This is a genomic window from Proteus sp. FME41, assembly GCF_014897315.1.
In the GTDB taxonomy this organism is placed as follows: domain Bacteria; phylum Pseudomonadota; class Gammaproteobacteria; order Enterobacterales; family Enterobacteriaceae; genus Proteus.
Genome location: NZ_JABUYL010000001.1, coordinates 367,074 through 386,824 on the forward strand (window position 1 = coordinate 367,074; position 19,751 = coordinate 386,824).

Here is a 19,751-nt window from a genome sequence, read left to right on the forward strand (position 1 = left end):
TATGAAGTTTATTGTTTTAATTACAGCATTATTATTGTCAGGGTGTACCTCTGGATATAAGAAAGTTGATTGCCAAGGTGTTTACCAAATAAAAACTTTTCATTATCAACAACCTGTATTAGTAAAGTTTGATAAAAAGAGAGAAACCATTAAAGGGCCTCTTTATCATGCTGTACCTCAATTAGGATTTAAATTCTTGGGAGGATGGGTATCTCCTGATGCCGTAGAGGATTTCTCATGTCGTGGGGAATAGAAATATATGAAAAAGGGAAACCAATAAAAATCACAGGGCGTTCGTTTATTTTTGACCAAATAGCGGTCACTCAAAATGGCAGTAAAACTTATAATAATATTCCTAAAGGGCGGTCATTGGCCGCCTATATTGTAGCTAGAAATCGAGGATCTTATTTCACTGTTAGAGTCGAGAATAATAAAATCTCGTGGAATTCTCTACGTGGTAGTCAATCGATTAATGGAATTATTATGGTACTAATTAAATGAGTAAATATGGTGCATTATTTTTTAATCAGGGCATTACCGAAGAATTAACACCCTATGAATCAGCCGTATTTTTAAAAAAGATAAAAACTAAGCCAGGGCTAATTAAAGTTATCGAAGGTAATAATAACGCAGTGCCACTTATTTTTATTCGAGTTCTTAATTCCTCTAATCCATCATTAAGTGGATTATCTGAAGTAATTTATGAGAACAATGCGTGGTGTGTGAATTTAATCGATACTATTCAAGGTAATTCAGCAGAATATGAGCTCTATGTATTTGTGAAGTCTTCTTATCATATTTCACTTCACCCTCAAAAATGGGGGATTCAAATCTATCATAAAGGTGTTATTACACACGCTTCAAGCCAAAGACCACTTAATTTATTAGAGGGAAATAACTTTGTACTCACAGGAAATAATTGGAATGGTGTGGATGTCGGATGCCCTTGTGCGGTATTAATCACAACAATAGGGCAGATTGGTATGATGGATTCGATGGGAGGAAAAACGATTAGAGTAACTCTTTGTGGCCGAGGTAACCGTATTATTCCTCATTCCATGATAGTTTCAGGACAGATGTCAACAACCTCATTAGGTAAGCAGTATTTTTATATTGATGTGAGGGAGTATGGTGGGTAGAAAGAGTTTAGTTAATGAATGTAAAAAACGATCTAAATGGTTTGTTTTATATGTAAAAACAAAAGTAATTTATGAAATTCAAGAAAAAAAAGATATTAATAAAAATATATAGCAATAATGAAGGGAATGATGATATAGTCATTGACTATTTAAATTATATGCAATTAAGTAAGCCACCAAATGTCAGGTGGCAATTATCTAAAAATCATTCAACGATAATCTTTTTCTTATAATTATATTGATTTCATTTAATAATTTATTATATTTTTCATTGTTTTCAATGTTAATGCAATCATGGTTTTTGTCATATTTTAGTATGGAAATTAGAAATGACCTATAACCTAGTAATTTGTTGTTTATCATATTTTCACAGAATTTTTTGATAAATTCATCTGTTTTTTTTCTATATTTTGGTTTTGGCGGGATCATAGAGAAACATTTTTTTAAAATATCTCTATCTCTATCTCTATCTTCATCTGTATTTTCTATTTTTAACTCATGAATTAATTTGCTTATTATTTTTGTTTTTTTATTTGAAATGCTAATGAATCCTTTTATATCAGAATAATTACTACCTGTTATTGTATATCCACTTAATGACATTGTATGTACGGATTTTTTTATTTTATTTTTATTTATTTTGTAGTTGTTAATACTAAGGATAAATGATATTTCATCATAAAAGTTTTTTGAATGTAAATATGGATTGAGATATTTATTGTTTTTAGTTGAAAAAGGGTTGTATTCTATTTTTCCTTTGGAAGAAAAAAGCATATCATCAGCATAGCGAGTGTAAACAATATTTTTTTCATCACAAAATTTTTCTATTAATAAGTCTATTTTTCGAAAAACAATATTAGAAATGATAGGGGATAAGGGAAATCCTACAGGAAGAATTGATTTTTTTATGAATCTCTTATTTGAACTTTTTTCTGATAAGTCTATTTTAATTAAATTATAGATCGCTTCTGCGTGAGTTTGTGTGCTATTTGGAAATATTATTTCATCTGAAAAATACTCTAGAAAATTGCTTTTTATTACATCTTCGCTAATGGAGTGAAAGAAATTTTTCAAATCTAGTTTTATAAAAAAATAATTATTCCTATGAGGCTCTATAAAATCAAAATATGATTTACCTTTAAGATAAGCAGTAGCTGATTGATTGACGGGTATTTTAGCGAGATTTTGTGTGTGGATGGCTCTTATTATATGTTTATAACTGGGAGATATTTTTTCTGATAACGTGTATACAAATCTTTTGCCAATTTTAAATTCTTTAACATGAGAAGATAGTAAAGGAAGAATTCCTTTACTATCTGTATAGTTACTGAAATTTTTTAATAGTTCAACAACACTTGGATGTAATAAAATTTTTTTCATTGCAATCTCTTCTAAGATACCAAGAACGTCTTTTCACGTTTACGTGCATTAAAAGTAGCTCCAGGAATACGGATGGACTACTAGCACATAATGGGACTAGGAAGCACTAGGCTTCATTTACTATAAACTATCAGCAAATTCCCTTAATCTATCGAAGAAGAAATTTCTGATATTATACTGTATAGTTCAGGGAATGTATACTTAAACTGCATTGTGGGGGGGGGATTTGTACTAAATTCTTTCATGTTTTTAATTGAAAAGTCGAGGAAACTAGTTACCCACCCCCCAGTTTTTGAACTGCCATATGGAAGTTTTCCAATAATATTATCTGAAATTTCTTTTATCAAACTTTTAATATTTTGAGGTATGTGTTGGTAGTTTTCATTCTCTTTACTACATAATGTATCTGACTTTCCTTCAAAAGCCATTCTTAAAATAATTATTTTTTCTTTTTTTGTTAATTTTTCAGCTAATACTTTTTTTCCCATTTCTTTTAAAAAATCTTTTTTAACTTTTTCTGCAAATTTCATATTCACATCTGTTAATTTATGCTTTAGTGGATAGTTGTTGAAAATTGCTTTAAAACATTTGATTATATTGAAATCTTTAGCGGGTTTATTTTGATGGATACTTATAATTTTATTCGGATCTCCTTTGGAGCCAACTTTTGCATGAGTAATAAATTCATTTATTAACCATCGAATAAATAATTTATAGCTATTTTCATTTATAAAAAAACCCTCTGTAGTGTTGTTGGCTATTTTTATTCTTTCTGTCTTTGTAATAATATTATTAACTTTTTCTATGGTTTTTTCCATCAATTCAAATGATATTTTATTTTTTGTTAATTCATTTTGTCTATTATCTAATTTTAATATGCTTTTAAACTCTTTATAATAATGATATCGTTTAGAACCATAAAAACTTAGTTTATATTTCTCTTTTATAGTAAATATATTTACTTCTTTAGATAGAAAATTAATTGAACCGTTTCTAAAATTAACACTAACCATTTTATCTGCATCATATAATACTAAATATGGTATTGATACATTAGAATTACTTGGCTTTATTGCATTTAACATTACTTCATTTGTCTTGTATACATCTATTTTATTTAATTTTGGAAATAGCTTTCTTAAGTTTAAGTTTCCGAATAATTCGAGTTCAGTTTCGCCTTCAACGAAGAGAATGAAATTACTAAAAAATAACCTGGCTTCATTATCATTAAATACATTTATAAATCTTTCATCATTAAAATATGATTTCATAATTGAACAACATGTATTATTATCTTCTGTTGTGAAGTGATATATTTTATGTTCGTTTGGTCGATTGAATTGTTTTATAATTGTTTTGAGAATATTGGGAGAGTGTGTTGTAAATATCATGGTTGGATAAGGAGTTTTATATTTTCCTTTTTCCCACTCACCAGTATCATTTTTAAGTTTATGATATATGTTTCCTAAATTATCTATTAATTCTTCATTTCTTTTAGGATGTAATCCTATTTCTGGTTCATCAATTAATATGATGGGAGTTATAAACTCTCTTCTTGTTAATGCAATTACTAAATTAAGAAAAATTTCTAGAAACTTATGTGAATTAGTTCCATCTGATTGTGTGTCTAATTCATTACCATCTATATTAAAAGTATGTCCTTCCAAACCAACTTTAATATAATTTAGTAAATGATCTTGATATTCATACGGTGAAGTTTTTGTAATATTTTTAATAGTATTAACATAATCCTTATAGGAATTGCTTTTTTGAGAAATATTTAAATCTATAAATGAAACTATTTCATCTCTAGATAATTGTTTTGTGTTTAAAAATTTTAATTTTGTTACAACATTCCATAAATACTTCCAATTATAAAGGTCTAACCTACGAGTATCTATTGCAAAAAAGGGATAGATTCTGGATATGATTTCTCTTACATTTTTATCATTATTTGACCATGATATCGAATTATTTTTATGCAGAATTAATGTTAGAGTAAGAAATTTTTTATTTTTATTACTTTTATTTAGGTAATAAAGTGATTCTACTTCACTTTTATAAATTGACTTATAAATATGTTTTTGATAAGGACTTCTATTTTTGTTTGTTCTAATTATATCTTCTAGCCTACTTGTATCAAAAGTTATTGTTATTTCTCCATGATTTGAATATTTTGAATTTAGTTGTAAATTTTTTTTATTTTCTCCTTTTAGTGCATCATAATAAAAAGAGATGATTTTTAAAACATTTGATTTCCCTACGTTATTTTTACCAATGAAACAATTTATATCTGTAAGATCTTTTATTTCAAAATCTTTAAAAGACAACAAATTCTTTATTTTTATAGATTTTAAACTCACTACTTATCACCTTTTAATTAATTTATATGAAAATTACCTTATTATATATTTTTTTTTATAATGAAGAAACAGTAAGTGAGTTTTCCAATATATAGATCAACTATTTGGTATTTAGGAAAGGAGGTGAAAAAGTATAGAATTGATAAATTTTTCATTATAAATATAAGTAAGATTTTTTTGGGACAAGTTATATAAATTATGTATGATGGTACAAAGTATTGTCAATTTCCACTTCCCCAAAACTCCCCCAATCCAAATTAAAAATCAACCAGTTACATACAAACCAAGATCACATAAGAAACAAATTATCACCCTCAATAATTATAGCTTATTTAATAAGTTACGAAATTATTATGGGTATAATGCTACGGCACATGGGTTGGACAGAAGCGGCTGACTTAATCATTAAAGGCACAGAAGGCGCGATTGCTGCTAAGACTGTAACTTATAATTTCGAACGTCAGTTAGAAGGTGCTAAACTGCTGAAATGTAGCGAGTTTGGTGACGCGATTATCAAACATATGTAATATAATTAGCGTTGTAAATTGATTACGGGAACTTAAGTGTTCCCGTTTTTGTTACAGGCTTTCTTATAAGTACGAGTAATGTGTTTATGCGTATTTTTGTATTAAAACTAGCCAGATGTAGCAAAACTCAACGAACATTAGATAAAACGTTAGCGTTAAAATGAAACAATAAAAAGAGGTGATGAGGTTTTATTTACGGGGACATGAAAAAGAAGAAAAATAATCTGCAAACCGCATGATAAAAGTGGCGATAATTATCATTTGCAGATTATCTGATGGATTAAAATAAAGTCAGAAATAAGATCAACACGCGATGGTTATCCATTCTTTGCCACGAACATTGTTGTAACGATCAGTTTGTGCGCGAGTCGCATGCCCTAATAAAGCTTGCGTATCGATACCCTGCTTTCGGTATATACGTTCTGATAATGAACGTTGCTCATGAAAGGTAGCGGGTGTTCCCTGTTCCCAATCAATATCAATTTTATTTCTTGCTTTGGTAAAATTCGTTGTCATCGTATTCGCTGTGACAGAGCCTCCTCGTTGTCCTTGCGATGTGGTTCGAAAATAGTGAATTAAGTAGTGGCTCACCACGCGATCACGACAGCGTTCAACGATTTCTTTAAGTGAAACATTAATGGCCTGATTGCGTAAAGAGAGGGGAATGGCCACTTTAGCGCCCGTTTTACCTTGAACCACATGCAAATGGTCATCCCAGATATCTTGAAAACGCATCCGTGAGATATCGCTAATACGTTGACCGGTTACGAGAGCAAGGAGCATCGCATTGCCCATATAACGATGTTGCTTGTCAGCTAAATCATAAATTTGACGCCACTCATCTAAAGTCAATCTTTGACGCTTGATCCGAGTTTTTGGTCTTTTGGTTGCCAATGCAGGGTTATAACCGGGTGGCACTTCACCGGCATGTTGTGCCTCTTTAAATATATCACTAAAAACGGATCTAACGACTTGTGCCATACGCGATTGTCCTAAGGCTTTATACTCATCGAGAATACTGACCAAATCTCGAGTGCCCACTTTTGCGAGTGGAAGTAAAGCCAGTTTTTGGCGCATAAGAGCGATAGGTTTTTTCTTTTGCCGATAGGTGGCAAGTTGTATCTCTCCTTGATCTAAACGTTCCTTTTGGATATTCAAATAACGATCTAACCATGTGGCAACGGTAATTGATTCATCTTTATCAGTTGCAATACGATCACTGATGGCTAAAATTTGACGCGTTCTTTGTTCTGCAATACGGCTATTGGCTTCGATGGCGATTAATCGCGCTTGAGTTTCATCAGCGCCCAAGGAATGAAATTTACCTGTTATAGGGTGGCGATATCGCCAATACATTTTTCGCATTCTTGGATGATACGTTGTATATAAATTTGGGATATCAATGTTTTTCTCACGAGGTCGTCCGCTCATCTTTTAATATCTTCCTTAATATTGGATCGTCAAAGGTATTGATTGAAGGTGTCGCTAGCATATCCACCAAGTCAGCATCTTCTCTGACTTGCCACATTCCACCTAACAGCTTTAGAGGAAAAGCAAAAGAGGCATTTGGTGTAGGTTATCTGCCAGAAATAATGCAGTATCTCGATGAAATAGAAATTGAGTATGAAACTGAAATGTCTGCTTATTCTCAATTAAGAAAACGGAGCAAAGAGGTTTATGAACTAACTAAAACTTTTTTCTTTATTAGTTTGGTTGTTATAAATTTGATCTATTTTTTTTATATCCTTGTCCGATAAGTTTTTAATTATTCTATCTATATTGATTTTTTTCATTATACTTTATCTCTAAGTTTTATTTTTCTAATGATAACATAATTAAATGTTAAGTTTGATTCTAAGATTTAATTATATTTATGAAATAATACTTTTTAATAAAAAGGATATTAAGTGCAATTAAAACGGAAAACAATTGTATTAAGTAGCACTAGTGCCGTTACTATAGCCTTAACACTTATTAGTTATTTAGAAGGAATAAAATACAAATCCTATTATGATATTGCAGGTGTTTTGACGGTTTGCTATGGACATACTGGCAATGACATCATTCAGAATAGACTATACACACAGCAAGAATGTGATGCTTTATTACAAAAAGATTTTATTAAAATACAACCAAAAGTCGATGCTCTAATCAAGGAATCTCTTGATAATCACACTAAAGCTTCTTTATATTCTTTTGCAAAAGTGTGATGGCAGCTCAAATAAGTTAAGCATTAAATAGTTGAATATACAAAACCTCACTTCGGCGAGGTTTTTTGCTATCTACAAACCCATGTTGGTCAAAGATAAAAAATTTAGGTTTTAGGGCTTGAAAAACACTTGCTCGTTCATATTTATATTTTGGGTAAATAAGATACTGCCCATAATTCACTAAATACTGAAGGAGGAGTTATATGCCTAACATTAAACCTTTTTCATTATTCCCAACATTATCTGACAACTTAGTTTCAAATCGTTTTGATCAGATAGATCGCCTGTTTAGTCAGTTAACAGGCAGTAAGCCAATTGCATCACCTGTACAGACTTATAACCTGAAACAGATTGATGATAACCATTATGAACTGACAGTGAGTGTGCCTGGATATCAAGAAAATGACCTATCGGTTTCATTGAAAGGTAGTCGTTTATTGATTGAAGGGAAAAAAGAAGAAAAATCAGAAGAAGACAATGATAAATGGATCCACCGAGGCATATCTCAAGGGCAATTTACGTTGCAGTTTGACCTCGGTAAGAATGTTAAAATAGAAAAAGCTGATTTATCAAGTGGACTTCTGACTATTGCTATTGAGTATGAGTTACCGGAAGAAGAAAAACGGCAAACAATAGCGATAGAGAATAAAGATAAAAACTAATTAAGATAAAAGCTAATTAAGTTAGATAATGTAAATAAGATTAAGGCTACGCATGGTGTGTAGCCTTAATTATTTTTGTCGGGGGTTCTAAATTGTATTTGGTCAGACTTAAGTTGACAGAGTTCGTAAGTAAAACGCAATTAGAGCTGAACGTCTGCTCTGGGTGAGGAACTGACGTTGGCAGTTCTTCTTACAACTTTAATCGTAAGACTAACATTGAGGAAATATGATTAATGAGTAGGAGGTTACAGCGTGCCTATACTGATAGTGCATCGAGGGGTTCATCTAGAGAAATTATCAAGGTTAGTATTATTAATGATTTCTTGGGAGAACTTACAATTGAAACGAGGGAGTAATCTTAAAAGCCCTAACCATTGCAGTCAGGGCTTTTAAAGTACTTCAGAATTCAAATTTAACATTAATAAACTTAATAAATGATACTGCTATTTATACCGCTTTCAAATGTACCCGTTTACTACAGATAATATTGGGCATTAATACTAAAATCCTCCCTCTATTTATCTCGTTATACAACTGCCTGCACTTTCAGAACCTAAGCGTGGCAATTTAAACAAGCACATCCCCTCGCGACATATACTCTTTGATGCGTTGCCTATTGCTCATACGGTTATTATAAATAAACCGTCAGCATCAACTAAAAAACAAGGCCTTACATCGTCGCGCTAACACTACCATTTTGCGAACCAGCACAATCACTACAAGGCCGGAAAGCAAGTACATCCCAAACAACAAATTTCGTGGCCTGTAAAGCAAAATGGTTTTCCGATAATTACTTTCTATTCAATAGTTTACTAACTACTTTCATTGTGCTGTTGAATACTAATTTACACATTTGATATTTAATGTCAACACTGTTTTTTAAAACATGTTTTTATCTACAGCGTAGTGACTGTGCCATATCCCTCTACTCATTGTACAGGCCTACTAGAAAAGTCCGTTCCTGGCACTGAGCGGACTGTTATTGGACTAGATTTAGCCTTAAGTCATAGCAGTATTAGGTTGAATTCGATCATATATATCTAAATTGCAAGTATGAAAAGATTACCCAAAACACAATAAAAAATGCTGATACGCTAGGAGTCATATCGATATATAAAATAAACGCAAGAAGCAATGTAAGTCATGTCGTACTAATTCGTATCAACCCTAAATTAAATAAGGTTATTTTTAAATATTAAATAGTCGAATATGCAAAACCCCGCTTTGCAGGGATAGATCGTTAAAAATAAATTTATCTTGAGTTTGTTCACTCAGTTTTTTAGAAATAGCTTGCACAAAATAAACGGAGTTTAATAAGGTTGTAAGTAATATTATTAGTTTTAGTCATAGTTCATTTTACCTGTCCAGTAACTTACTTTACCTTTGCATTCCTGATCATCTCCCCAGCCATGATTTACAAAGCTATTTGTTGTTAAATCAAAGATGGTTATTATTCCAAAATCTCCGTCATATAAATCATAGTCATGACCTTCTTGAGGTATAAATTTATGCCGGTATGTTTTAATTGTTTGTGTGTATTGAGAACGGAATGTTACTGCTTTATATTCTAATTCAATCCGTTGATTAGCTTTTATTTTATACTCTAGAGCGTCTAATCCTTGCATTTCTTTTGAGGGAGGTAGCATTCCTGGTATTTTTTTGTTATATGTTGATTTTATACCAATAATATTAAATCCGGGCCCCAAACTTTTTGTATCAGTTTGCTTATAGCAGTTTCCATCTTTTTCATAGATGTTCATTGTAAGCGGATATGCATAATTTTTAGCCCTAATTCGTGAAAAATCAGAGCCTTGATAATCTTCAGGTGGGGATGCTAATCTAACTGCACAGCCGGAAAGTAAACATATTGATATTGTTGTAATAATGATTAATTTCTTAGGCATAATTTTTTCCTTTCATAAACATCTAAAAGAACAATAATATTTAATTACCTAGTTTTATTTTTTAATAAAGCTGTATCCTTTATAAAATGCTTCGAAGGTGAATCGTATGTGTAAATATATGAAGCCATTTTGTATATAACGTATATTAATATCTATTTGATTTTTCAAAAAAAGATCAAGATATTTATATCGCTGTTCGATAAAAAAGCCCCCAAGAGTGAGTTGGGGGAGAGTGTGAGTTATATTTAGTTATAATGTAAAAAAGGTTATGAGTTGTTTTTGTATTATAAAAATAATTAATTTTCAATGCTTATTTTGTGTTTTATCAAATCAAAATAAAAAAATATTAAAAAATAATATTTGTTTGCTATGGTTAAGTTGAAAAATTAAGTCGAGATGGGGAATATAGATCAGATTTTTTTCATAAGAATGGAATAAAATATTTATCTTATATTAATGTTTTCGAGAGCAATGATTATGTACTCTAGGCAATAAATTAATTTTATTTTTTAATAAAAAACCATCAATAATGATGGTTTAAAGAACACAGAACGCCGATGAATCATAATTGTTATTATAGTGTACCCCCATATAATCCCTATTTACTATTACATAGATCTTTTTAATGGAAAAAAGTGAAATTAATCACAATTATAAAAAATCACTAAAATAATAAATTTAAGTTATTCTACTTTAATTGAAGTTCCCTATACTTTCATGAAGATATTTTATTATGTAGGGGCAAAAAAAATCCATCTGGAGAAGATGGATTAAAAGGAAAATAATGCTAACTCATATCGTATAATGAAGAGAACAGCATATTGACTAAATGGACAACTTAGAATCTATAACTCTACAGCATTAATGACCTTATTATTAATAAATAAAATAGAATTGAAATTCAATACTTATATGATAATAATATTTTTTTATCATATAAAAGTATCAATATGTTTATATTGATGTTCAATAAAAAAGCCCACAAGTGATACGACTAAACTAGTTGGATATTCAATATATGCAGGAGTTAGCGAATGCCAAAAATGAAATTAGTCGCTTGCGTGATATTAAATGGATGGTTCTCGGGTTCAGCTGAAGAATATCAAAGATAAAGATTCAGGAAAATCTTGGTGGATTGAAGCTGTAAGTTGGCAGTAAGACATCAAACAATGGACTAGAACACTCCACAGGACTGCTGGAGCAGTCAAAGTTGGTCTTGGCAGCCAAAGCTGCACTATTTATATTGGCTCATCTGAATTTACTGCTGATCAATTGAATCGATATTTATCAGATTTTAAAAGTGAGCTGTGGAAGCTTATCCTAGTATGGCATTGAAGATAATACTTTGTTGGGGTGCCCTGATGATGTTGAATCTATCAACTTCCGTATTTCATGTGGTTCTCTCATGAATTAACGAAGACAGTCACGACAACGGGTAACTCTCGTTCCGCGTGGTATGAATGTGATATCTGTAAATACGTTACGGCATATATTTAAAAATGTGTTAGAAAAATAGATATCGGGAGCATTGGAGATAATAAAAGTGCTATCTTTAAAAATAAAATTTGCTATATACGCTTTTCTATGGCTTAATGACATCACTGGTTTGGAAGTACAGGCCTATTTATGTTAGTAAGATTAAGGTTGTTCCCGTTTAGCGCTATCCTCGATACCACTTCATTGCGAATTCCTTCTAATTGATCCCATAAGTAAAAATAAAAAACAAACCGAACATGCCATATGGCGATCTAAATAATTAAAGGAAATTCTATGTCTAATACAATGACTGGTACAGTAAAATGGTTTGATGAAGGTAAAGGTTTTGGTTTTATTACTCCTGCAGATGGCAGCAAAGATGTATTCGTACATTTCTCTGCAATCCAAAGCGATAGCTTCAAAACATTAGCTGAAGGCCAAAAAGTTTCATTTACCATGGAAAATGGTATGAAAGGTCCTTCTGCTGGCAATGTGGTAGCACTCTAAGGGCGCTATAACTATTTGCCTCTATTTTAAATGCCCTTGTTGTAGCGGTTCACAATATAGAACATCACAATTTGATGTGACAGTGAACAACCCACACGGCGCAAGATGTATATTTTGTAAAAGTGTAATGGCAGCTCAAATAAGTTAAGCATTAAATAGTTAAATATATAAAACCTCGCTTTGGCGGGGTTTTTTCTTATTTAAATATTATTATAGGGTACTGATAATACTTAAAAACATTAAGGCCATTAAGAGTATATATTCTTCATTTCTTCATTTCTTCATTTCTTCATTTCTTCATTTCTTCATTTCCTTATTTTCTTATTTTCTTATTTTGAATATCAGCAAATCGTTTCAGCACTTTTTTTGTAAACATTACTTCAATTTTTTTCAAATCGTTTTTTATATCCATCCACGATAACCTTTTGAATTTCTTGTTTATTCTATTTTGATATAGCAATAATTCTTTCTGATTTTATAAAAAATAATAATTATTCATGTGTATCTTATAAATATTTAAAAAATTAGCTGATAAGCCATAAATGATAATTATTGTTAATGGATAGCTATAACCAATTGTTGTTTAAAAATATTATTTTTAGTAAAGCATCTGCCTTAACTTTAAAATATCTATTAATTTACTGATTATTCAAAGGGGGACTAGTAGTGGTGTTAATAATCAGTTGATTCATAAGACATGATAGGTCTATATTTAAGTTTAGATATTTTGCTGAACTGGAGGAGTAATGAATAGAAAAGAGCTCATTGACTATATTGAAGAAAATTATAATGTAACTCCTGAATATTTATGGAGCAAATATCCAAATTATGCAATTTTTAGACATAAAAATAATTCAAAGTGGTTTGCTGCTATCATGGATGTTTCAGAAAATAAGTTATCTGATGATGGGGAGAATAAAATAATTGATATCATTAATCTAAAAGCTATGCCAAACCTCGTTGGATCTTTACGATTAAAAAAAGGGGTTTATTCAGCATACCACATGAATAAAGAACATTGGGTTTCTATTAAACTAAATTGCGAGTTTAATGAAAAAGAATTGCAATCTTTAATTTCTGAAAGCTATGATTTGACTCAAAAATAAATGATAGAAAATAATTTGTAGTCTAAAATTATCATTACTTATTACCTATAGTAATATACAATTAATTTATATATTACTATATTTATTCTGGATAACGTATGGACTTTATTTTCACAAAAATAATTGAAGATGATTGGCTGCTTTTTAGTCGTTTATATCGCTCGCCTGAGGCTATGCAGTATGTATCAACTACGATGAGTGAAGAGCAAATAAGAGAGGCTTTTAATAATCGGTTGCCTGAATGGGATTTATCATCCTCACATTGGCTGTTCTTTACTATCCGTAATAAAATAAATAACGCATCTTTAGGTTTTACGGGATTGAAGCTTATACACCAAGATAAAGAAAAACTGGCTGTGGTTGGTTATATCATTGCACCAGAACACGCAGGAAAATCTATAGGTACCAAATCATTAGCTCAACTATTAGCTTTGCCTGAATTGGTTAGTTTGACAAAGTTTCAAGCTGTTGTGACTGCAGGGAATAGGGCATCAGAACGTGTATTAGAAAAAAATGGATTTATTCTTACTGAAATTCTGAAAGATAATTGCGTTATAAATGGTGTGGTTTTTGATGATCATATTTATACATTAGATAAATGTATCTGATTTATATTTTATAAAAAAGACCATAGACTTAAATAATGGGATTTTTGAGGTATTGAAATAAAAATAATACTTATTTTTTATTAAAATATATTGTAAAAGTATTAAATTTTTTCTAAAAACAAATAGTGGACGATATTTCAACTATTTCATTATTACATCTTTAAATGATGACTTTGTAAAATCCTGTAAGTCAGACCGTTCTGTCGATATTTTATGTCAATATTTCCCCAACTCAACAAAAGGGGAGAACGTTACTATGTCCGCAATGAAAACTGAAGTGATTGTGATTCGTTTAACAAAAAAAGAGCGTGCATTATTGGATTCAATAAAAACGATGCCATTACTTGCAGATTGGATGAAAGAATTAGCTCTTTCAAAATTAAAAGAACAAGAAAATTTAGCTGATAATAAGTGAGGAAAGCCCAAAAAACAGAGTGGATAATAATTTAAATATAAAGGCTAATAAATATGGAAAACGATAAAGTTGAAATAAAGGTTGTTGGAAAAGGTATTCTAATGGCATTTTGGATAGGTCTGTTAATAGTTACTGGACTGCTTATTTATAATGAGTTAAGCCCACATTCCAATTCAGGGGGATGGTCAAGTTTATCTAGAGCAATAACTTCAGTTTTTATTATATTTAGTGCTGGTTTTTATTGTCTTATCTGCTTTTTTATTTCACTTAATGAATGGTTAAGCTGTCGTAAAAACGAGTGTGTGAATGTAGTTAGAACTAAAATAGCAATGATATTACATGGAATTGTTGCTTTAATTGTTGGAGTAATGGCTTTACCTCTTTTTTTAAAGTAATCCCTATAGAGTTTATTTAGCTAAAACGCTATGACTGAGTATATTAATTTGAGGATATCAATCCTAACTATTCTTTGCAAAAGATAAAAGGATAGATATATTTATCATGGAAGAATTGTAAATTATGCTTATTATCAATAGATAAGGAAAGCCCAATGTGGCGGCATTGGGCTTAGTGACTCAAATAGATGGGTATAAATTACTATAAGAGATCACTATAAATGTAGCGATTTTTTATTTTATAAATTAACAATAAATGCTTTTTTTCCAATAAAAAAGGTATTAATGCTTTTATTTGTTTGTTTCTAAATCAAATTGATGTTTTTTCATCCTTTTATTTAGTGTAAATTTTCATAATTCTATCTCTCTTTTATCTTTTGCATTAATAGATGAATATTTATTCATTTTTTCCAATATTCGTTTGATAACGATAGGTAGATTAGAATTCTATATTGATAAATTCTATTTAAGAGACTATTTTTTAACTTTAAGATTTTATAATGAATAAAAACAATGAATTAGCCATTACTGAGCAACAAAAAAACTTATGTGAAAAGTATCAGGCTTTGCCTATGTCGCCAGAAGATATGGTTGCAATTGCTTTAGATACATTACATGCAAATCCTATCTTTGGGGCACGCATAAAACGACCTCAAGACGGTACAATAAGCTGGTTTTTTTATTGCGGTGAACACTGTAAAAGAGATGATTTTTATCAAACACTGCATACAAGCCATTTAAATGAATTGTTGCCAGAAGTAATAAAATATCTTTATCTACCCGAAGGATATAAATTTATTATTGATAAAGAAGGATATGAAGATGTTTGGTTTGAGTAGATAACTTCAAATAAATATTAATGACTATTTTATAATCTAATACTAGGTAAAATTACCAATTAATACACTAGTTACCATAATATACGTATTTAATATAAAAATGTTCAACTATTTTTAAAATGAAAAATATTAATTGATATTGGTCTTACTTTTAACATAAAGGCAATGACAGCCCAATCTGTTTGAGTGAAACTGAAAAGAGTATTTAATTCACAATTGATAAGGAAGGTAGCTATTTATGTTTCCAGAATATCGTGATTTAATTTCAAAGCTCCGCCAAACAGACCCTCACTTTCGAGCTCTTTTTGAACAACATAACGAACTTGACCATAAAATTGTAAGATTGGAACATAAAGATAGAAGAGGTTATGGTGAAGAGGTCGTAGAGTTAAAAAAACAAAAATTAAGGCTAAAAGAGGAAATTCACCAGATCCTCAAGAATCCACCAGAAGAAGAATGACGAGTGATCAAAGAGTCATTTTATGGATATTTAATTATAGAAACCATCCGGTTTAAATACGGGTGGTTTTTATCTTTTAAATAATCTAATAAATGTAATTACTTACTCGTATGTAGCAGATTTTATTATAGTGAAAGGCTACAAAAATGTAGCCTTTTAACTTTTGAAAAGTAGATAATGTAAGAGTGCTTTATTTAGTTTTTATCTTGCCAAAGTAGATCGAAATGATTTGAATTTACTTTATAAATGGCTCTAATGTTATTATTAATAAATTTTTTATAGTCTTCATTTTCAGAAAGATAAGTCGATATTGCTAATTCACATTCTGATGATAATTTTCTAGGCACATCAATAATCATCACTGAAAAATTATCTTGCTGAAGTTGGTGATAAAGTTTTTTTACAGCATATTGCTCATGGAAAAGAAATAAATAATTATGCGTCATTTTTATTAATCTCATTATCCTGCATTTTTTTTACAGTATAAGTATAAAGAACACCTATAGTGATGGTAATAACTAAACCAACAATAACAATAATTTTGCCATTATCGGTAACGCCAGCAGGGCTTGATGCATAAGAAAAATTATGAGCAAATGCAGCGCCGACCAACATTCCCATTACACTTATAGCAGCATCGGAGTTGCCTTGTCCTGCGTTAGCAAGTTGACGTAATGGGCAACCTGTAATAAACACACCACAAAGGCCTACAAGTGCCATAGAGAGGAAATTCCATAGACCATCATTATGTGCAATAGGTTGATTTTCAAAACCAAGATTGAATTTTCCTAAGTAGAGATTGCCTAAAAAAACAACAACTGTTAATGCTATTACACCAAATGCCATATTATAATTACGTGATAGAAAGACGTGCTTTGCCATTCCAATAAAACAAAATCGAGTTCGTTGAATAATAAATCCAATAATAAGCCCTGCTATTATAGACATCCATACAGGAGCATGACTTGCACCAGGACCTTTTACACTGGCATTGAAAATATCACTATTCCATAAGAATAAAACAAATAGGACTATGCAAATAATAGGTAAAATAAAACCTTCGGCAGAGGATTGACGATAATTTCTTGGTAAAGAGAATCCTTTTTTTACAAATAGACTACCAACACCAATACCTATTATTAATCCAACTAATCCTATTACAGCATTTAAATCACCAGCACCAATGCGAAGTACCATTCTTAATGGACAACCTAAGAAAACTAAACAACCTGCCATCATTAAAAAACCCAACGCAAATCGAATAATGGGGGCTGAACCCGCTTTTGATTGAAATTCTTTAAACAGAAGGGCGGCAGCAAATGAGCCAAGAATAAAACCAAATATTTCAGGACGAAGATATTGTACTGTTTCGGTGTTGTGTAATCCCATACTGCCCGCACTATCTCGAATAAAGCAAGCGACACAAACACCCATATTAGGTGGATTTCCATTAACACCAAGAAGTAAAGAAATAGCACCAATAACAATTCCAGATATGATCAAAACCCATTTTATAGACATTAAATGCCTCCGTTGAAGGGGCGTACCCCTGACTAATAGAACCTATTAAGTACAGAGTAACTATATATAAGTGTGACATATGATTCTTTTATATAGATCACGTCAAAATTATAAAAATAGAATTAAATTAAGAGGATGTTAATTTAATTCGTAATAAGTTAATGGTTGTTTAAATGATTTATTTCATATAATGATGATAAAAGTTAAAATAAGTAATTAATTATTATTTGTTACTCTATTTTAGATGTGTGTTTATAATTAAAGGTGGATTTTTACCACAATATTCTCAAGGCTTTTCATACAATAAGATAATCTTTGAGATAAAATACATTGAGAACCTAAAAATAATTATTATTTTCTAACTTATAAAAGTGTTCATCCATCCATTTCTTTTTTACGTATAACACCTAATGTTTAGAGATGTTTTCTTGTGAAAAATCACTTTCCAAATTATTTTCTATAAATCAAGTTAAATAGAACACTATATCTATATTACTCTTTTTAGGAGCATGAAAGGTAGGAAAAACTCCATAAGCGTGCCAGTCTATACTGGTAATTTCCATTTTTATCTATATTTGTGAGTTAAATTTGTTTTATTGCATCGAAAAGTAAATGTATAACTATGATTGTTTAGATACACCCTTGATTATGCTATTTTGTGTAATTTCTTCCTTTAAAAATTCATAACAGCATATTAATTAAAGAATAATAATTTTTTTTGTTAATTAAAAGAAGAGATGGCTAATATTAATCATCTTATTTTGATTTTGTTTTTAAATTACTCATTATTGGATGTGATTTTATTTTTTAATTAAGATAATACTTATCCTTATTTTTTATTTTTCTTGAGATAATCTAAACTCAAGAAAAACAATAGAATCTCTTTCTAACTATTTATTAAACTTAAAGGATATTTATGAAAAATCTTATTTTAGCATTGGGTTTATTATCACTTTCTTCTGTTGCTGTTTCTGCTGATTTATCTAAATCATGCGAAGATTATTTTAAAGAAACTGACTCTTATGTTGAGTTAATGGCAAAAAATGATGCAACTAAAGCTCAAGCTGAAGCGATGAAAGCACAATATGCTCAAGCTAAAGAACAATTTGCTGCATTACCTAAAGACGTTCAAGAAAGTACTTGTAAGCAAGCTTTAGATTCATTAGAACAAATGAAAAAAATGGCTGCAGGTCAGTAAGTTATACGTTATAACTACAAGCCTTATAGATGTTTAAAACTATAAGGCTTTTTTTTATTATATTTATAAGTATGCACTTCATTCTTTATTTCTAAAATTAAAAATTAAGAGCTTATTAATTTTTATCGCCTTTCTATTATTTTCGCTTCTTTTTATTTTAAATTTTTTTATTTAATGGTAATTTAATATATCCTTTCTAAAAAAGAGTATGAAAAATGAATATCATAGTTTATATAGCAACAAGTTTAGATGGTTATATTGCTGATAAGCAAGGTAACATTGAATGGCTTACTAACATTGAGAATCCTGAAAATTCAGACTTTGGTTTTACCGATTTTCTTAGTGAAATAGATGCTATTGTTATGGGAAGAATAACGTTCGAAACAATAATGGGATTTGATATTAAATGGCCATATTCGCAACCAGTTTTTGTGCTAAGCGATACCCTTAAAAAACTACCTCTATCATTACCTAGCAATGTTAATATATTATCAGGAAGTACTTCTGAGATAGTGAAAACACTTAAATTTAATAATTATAATAGAGTGTATATTGATGGTGGAAAAACAGTTCAGTCTTTTATTGGTGAAGGCTTGGTTGATGAATTAATAATAACTAAAGTGCCTATTTTATTAGGCAGTGGAATACCTTTGTTTACGTCTAATAACAACAAGATAGAGTTTACACATTATAAAACAGAAGTATATTTAAATTCTCTTGTGAAATCACATTATAAAATAAAAAAATAGAATGAAATAACCTTATTTTTATTAATCGGACATTCTTTAATGTCCATTTTTGTTGACTTAAATTATATCCACATTAAAAACATGGATTTATAATTATTCATACGTAATTCATTATTAGTTTTAAGTATGTATATTAATAATGAATTGAATACTTTTTGGCCTAACTTTGTATTTTACTTATGCCAACCATTTATTTTGTTTTTTGTTGTAATTTATAGTTTAATTTATTTTATATGGTGCTTTTTTAAGTCTATTTTTCTTTTTTTATTAAAATAATAAAAATTATTTTATT

Annotated in this window: 22 protein-coding genes and 1 pseudogene; 17 read left to right on the forward strand and 6 right to left on the reverse strand. The window is 29.9% G+C overall.

From position 1 onward, the window contains the following. Nucleotide 1: 1 nt before the first annotated feature. The 3 genes from INT04_RS01775 to INT04_RS01785 are packed head-to-tail and all read left to right on the forward strand — an operon-like array spanning nucleotide 2 to nucleotide 1,139. On the forward strand, nucleotides 2-253 hold the full coding sequence (locus tag INT04_RS01775) for a hypothetical protein (protein ID WP_004242498.1): 252 nt from the start codon (nucleotides 2-4) through the stop codon (nucleotides 251-253). Next, a complete protein-coding gene (locus INT04_RS01780) occupies nucleotides 238-501 on the forward strand; it encodes a hypothetical protein (RefSeq protein ID WP_004242500.1) in 264 nt (87 codons plus the stop codon). Before INT04_RS01775 ends, INT04_RS01780 begins: the two co-directional genes overlap by 16 nt. Continuing rightward, on the forward strand, nucleotides 498-1,139 hold the full coding sequence (locus INT04_RS01785; RefSeq protein WP_193014427.1) for a hypothetical protein: 642 nt from the start codon (nucleotides 498-500) through the stop codon (nucleotides 1,137-1,139). Before INT04_RS01780 ends, INT04_RS01785 begins: the two co-directional genes overlap by 4 nt. 198 nt (nucleotides 1,140-1,337) lie before the next feature. On the opposite strand, the gene INT04_RS01790 is transcribed toward INT04_RS01785, so the two are convergent. Both INT04_RS01790 and INT04_RS01795 read right to left on the reverse strand, forming a co-directional pair. Then, the gene (locus INT04_RS01790) at nucleotides 1,338-2,519 is read right to left on the reverse strand and encodes a reverse transcriptase domain-containing protein (protein WP_193014428.1); all 1,182 of its coding nucleotides are present in this window, start codon (nucleotides 2,517-2,519) and stop codon (nucleotides 1,338-1,340) included. A gap of 143 nt (nucleotides 2,520-2,662) precedes the next feature. Continuing rightward, entirely contained in the window at nucleotides 2,663-4,882 is a 2,220-nt protein-coding gene (locus INT04_RS01795) for a retron Eco8 family effector endonuclease (protein WP_193014429.1), read from the reverse strand. 359 nt (nucleotides 4,883-5,241) lie between these two features. On the opposite strand from INT04_RS01795, the pseudogene INT04_RS01800 reads away from it, so the two are divergent. Further along, nucleotides 5,242-5,409 (forward strand): annotated as a pseudogene (locus INT04_RS01800) (NADP-dependent isocitrate dehydrogenase); the annotation flags it as partial. A gap of 303 nt (nucleotides 5,410-5,712) precedes the next feature. Here INT04_RS01800 and INT04_RS01805 read toward each other — a convergent pair. Continuing rightward, on the reverse strand, nucleotides 5,713-6,840 hold the full coding sequence (locus tag INT04_RS01805) for a phage integrase Arm DNA-binding domain-containing protein (RefSeq protein WP_193014430.1): 1,128 nt from the start codon (nucleotides 6,838-6,840) through the stop codon (nucleotides 5,713-5,715). 38 nt (nucleotides 6,841-6,878) lie between these two features. Between INT04_RS01805 and INT04_RS01810 the strand changes: the two genes are divergently transcribed. The 3 genes from INT04_RS01810 to INT04_RS01820 all read left to right on the forward strand — a co-directional run bounded on the left by INT04_RS01810 (nucleotide 6,879) and on the right by INT04_RS01820 (nucleotide 8,281). Next, nucleotides 6,879-7,166 carry a hypothetical protein gene (locus INT04_RS01810; RefSeq protein ID WP_193014431.1) on the forward strand — a complete coding sequence of 96 codons (288 nt, stop codon included), beginning with the start codon at nucleotides 6,879-6,881 and terminating at the stop codon, nucleotides 7,164-7,166. Between the two features lie 150 nt (nucleotides 7,167-7,316). Further along, nucleotides 7,317-7,619, forward strand: coding sequence for a glycoside hydrolase family protein (locus tag INT04_RS19475; RefSeq protein WP_193014432.1), 303 nt, complete (start codon nucleotides 7,317-7,319; stop codon nucleotides 7,617-7,619). A gap of 203 nt (nucleotides 7,620-7,822) precedes the next feature. Further along, nucleotides 7,823-8,281: an Hsp20 family protein gene (locus INT04_RS01820; RefSeq protein WP_193014433.1), complete on the forward strand. Its 459-nt coding sequence runs from the start codon at nucleotides 7,823-7,825 to the stop codon at nucleotides 8,279-8,281. 1,340 nt (nucleotides 8,282-9,621) lie between these two features. Here the strand turns inward: INT04_RS01820 and INT04_RS01825 are convergent. Continuing rightward, nucleotides 9,622-10,185, reverse strand: a complete 564-nt coding sequence (locus INT04_RS01825; protein WP_226893912.1) for a hypothetical protein — start codon at nucleotides 10,183-10,185, stop codon at nucleotides 9,622-9,624. 1,770 nt (nucleotides 10,186-11,955) lie between these two features. On the opposite strand from INT04_RS01825, the gene cspA reads away from it, so the two are divergent. The 8 genes from cspA (at nucleotide 11,956) to INT04_RS01860 (ending at nucleotide 15,991) form a co-directional block, all read left to right on the forward strand. After that, the gene (cspA, locus tag INT04_RS01830) at nucleotides 11,956-12,168 is read left to right on the forward strand and encodes an RNA chaperone/antiterminator CspA (RefSeq protein WP_193014434.1); all 213 of its coding nucleotides are present in this window, start codon (nucleotides 11,956-11,958) and stop codon (nucleotides 12,166-12,168) included. 7 nt (nucleotides 12,169-12,175) lie between these two features. Further along, a complete protein-coding gene (locus INT04_RS19290; RefSeq protein WP_413465692.1) occupies nucleotides 12,176-12,316 on the forward strand; it encodes a hypothetical protein in 141 nt (46 codons plus the stop codon). A 598-nt stretch (nucleotides 12,317-12,914) separates the two neighbouring features. Beyond that, entirely contained in the window at nucleotides 12,915-13,274 is a 360-nt protein-coding gene (locus INT04_RS01835; RefSeq protein ID WP_193014435.1) for an MmcQ/YjbR family DNA-binding protein, read from the forward strand. A gap of 98 nt (nucleotides 13,275-13,372) precedes the next feature. Continuing rightward, a complete protein-coding gene (locus tag INT04_RS01840; RefSeq protein ID WP_193014436.1) occupies nucleotides 13,373-13,882 on the forward strand; it encodes a GNAT family N-acetyltransferase in 510 nt (169 codons plus the stop codon). 256 nt (nucleotides 13,883-14,138) lie between these two features. Then, nucleotides 14,139-14,297, forward strand: a complete 159-nt coding sequence (locus tag INT04_RS01845; RefSeq protein ID WP_193014437.1) for a hypothetical protein — start codon at nucleotides 14,139-14,141, stop codon at nucleotides 14,295-14,297. 53 nt (nucleotides 14,298-14,350) lie between these two features. Continuing rightward, nucleotides 14,351-14,692, forward strand: coding sequence for a hypothetical protein (locus INT04_RS01850; protein WP_193014438.1), 342 nt, complete (start codon nucleotides 14,351-14,353; stop codon nucleotides 14,690-14,692). A gap of 500 nt (nucleotides 14,693-15,192) precedes the next feature. Continuing rightward, nucleotides 15,193-15,531, forward strand: a complete 339-nt coding sequence (locus INT04_RS01855; RefSeq protein WP_193014439.1) for a hypothetical protein — start codon at nucleotides 15,193-15,195, stop codon at nucleotides 15,529-15,531. 238 nt (nucleotides 15,532-15,769) lie between these two features. Further along, complete coding sequence (locus INT04_RS01860; protein WP_036937520.1) at nucleotides 15,770-15,991, forward strand: YdcH family protein; 222 nt, start codon at nucleotides 15,770-15,772, stop codon at nucleotides 15,989-15,991. A 194-nt stretch (nucleotides 15,992-16,185) separates the two neighbouring features. On the opposite strand, the gene INT04_RS01865 is transcribed toward INT04_RS01860, so the two are convergent. Together INT04_RS01865 and yedE are read right to left on the reverse strand one after the other, a co-directional pair. Beyond that, nucleotides 16,186-16,437, reverse strand: a complete 252-nt coding sequence (locus tag INT04_RS01865) for a putative Se/S carrier-like protein (protein WP_193014440.1) — start codon at nucleotides 16,435-16,437, stop codon at nucleotides 16,186-16,188. Next, entirely contained in the window at nucleotides 16,427-17,512 is a 1,086-nt protein-coding gene (gene yedE / locus INT04_RS01870) for a YedE family putative selenium transporter (protein WP_193014441.1), read from the reverse strand. The genes INT04_RS01865 and yedE overlap by 11 nt, the downstream gene beginning before the upstream one ends. 916 nt (nucleotides 17,513-18,428) lie before the next feature. On the opposite strand from yedE, the gene INT04_RS01875 reads away from it, so the two are divergent. Both INT04_RS01875 and INT04_RS01880 read left to right on the forward strand, forming a co-directional pair. Next, nucleotides 18,429-18,710: a DUF5339 domain-containing protein gene (locus INT04_RS01875; RefSeq protein WP_193014442.1), complete on the forward strand. Its 282-nt coding sequence runs from the start codon at nucleotides 18,429-18,431 to the stop codon at nucleotides 18,708-18,710. 215 nt (nucleotides 18,711-18,925) lie between these two features. Next, nucleotides 18,926-19,459 (forward strand): dihydrofolate reductase family protein, encoded by a 534-nt coding sequence (locus tag INT04_RS01880; protein WP_193014443.1) that lies wholly within the window; start codon nucleotides 18,926-18,928, stop codon nucleotides 19,457-19,459. Nucleotides 19,460-19,751: the final 292 nt, after the last annotated feature.

Coding starts and splice junctions, on each gene's coding strand:
- INT04_RS01880 (WP_193014443.1), top strand. CDS start 18,926: ATGAATATCATAGTTTATATAGCAACAAGTTTAGATGGTTATATTGCT.
- INT04_RS01845 (WP_193014437.1), top strand. CDS start 14,139: ATGTCCGCAATGAAAACTGAAGTGATTGTGATTCGTTTAACAAAAAAA.
- INT04_RS01825 (WP_226893912.1), bottom strand. CDS start 10,185: ATGCCTAAGAAATTAATCATTATTACAACAATATCAATATGTTTACTT.
- INT04_RS01840 (WP_193014436.1), top strand. CDS start 13,373: ATGGACTTTATTTTCACAAAAATAATTGAAGATGATTGGCTGCTTTTT.
- INT04_RS01865 (WP_193014440.1), bottom strand. CDS start 16,437: ATGACGCATAATTATTTATTTCTTTTCCATGAGCAATATGCTGTAAAA.
- INT04_RS01855 (WP_193014439.1), top strand. CDS start 15,193: ATGAATAAAAACAATGAATTAGCCATTACTGAGCAACAAAAAAACTTA.
- INT04_RS01875 (WP_193014442.1), top strand. CDS start 18,429: ATGAAAAATCTTATTTTAGCATTGGGTTTATTATCACTTTCTTCTGTT.
- yedE (WP_193014441.1), bottom strand. CDS start 17,512: ATGTCTATAAAATGGGTTTTGATCATATCTGGAATTGTTATTGGTGCT.
- INT04_RS01850 (WP_193014438.1), top strand. CDS start 14,351: ATGGAAAACGATAAAGTTGAAATAAAGGTTGTTGGAAAAGGTATTCTA.
- INT04_RS01835 (WP_193014435.1), top strand. CDS start 12,915: ATGAATAGAAAAGAGCTCATTGACTATATTGAAGAAAATTATAATGTA.
- INT04_RS01785 (WP_193014427.1), top strand. CDS start 498: ATGAGTAAATATGGTGCATTATTTTTTAATCAGGGCATTACCGAAGAA.
- cspA (WP_193014434.1), top strand. CDS start 11,956: ATGTCTAATACAATGACTGGTACAGTAAAATGGTTTGATGAAGGTAAA.
- INT04_RS01805 (WP_193014430.1), bottom strand. CDS start 6,840: ATGAGCGGACGACCTCGTGAGAAAAACATTGATATCCCAAATTTATAT.
- INT04_RS01790 (WP_193014428.1), bottom strand. CDS start 2,519: ATGAAAAAAATTTTATTACATCCAAGTGTTGTTGAACTATTAAAAAAT.
- INT04_RS01860 (WP_036937520.1), top strand. CDS start 15,770: ATGTTTCCAGAATATCGTGATTTAATTTCAAAGCTCCGCCAAACAGAC.
- INT04_RS01820 (WP_193014433.1), top strand. CDS start 7,823: ATGCCTAACATTAAACCTTTTTCATTATTCCCAACATTATCTGACAAC.
- INT04_RS01775 (WP_004242498.1), top strand. CDS start 2: ATGAAGTTTATTGTTTTAATTACAGCATTATTATTGTCAGGGTGTACC.
- INT04_RS01780 (WP_004242500.1), top strand. CDS start 238: ATGTCGTGGGGAATAGAAATATATGAAAAAGGGAAACCAATAAAAATC.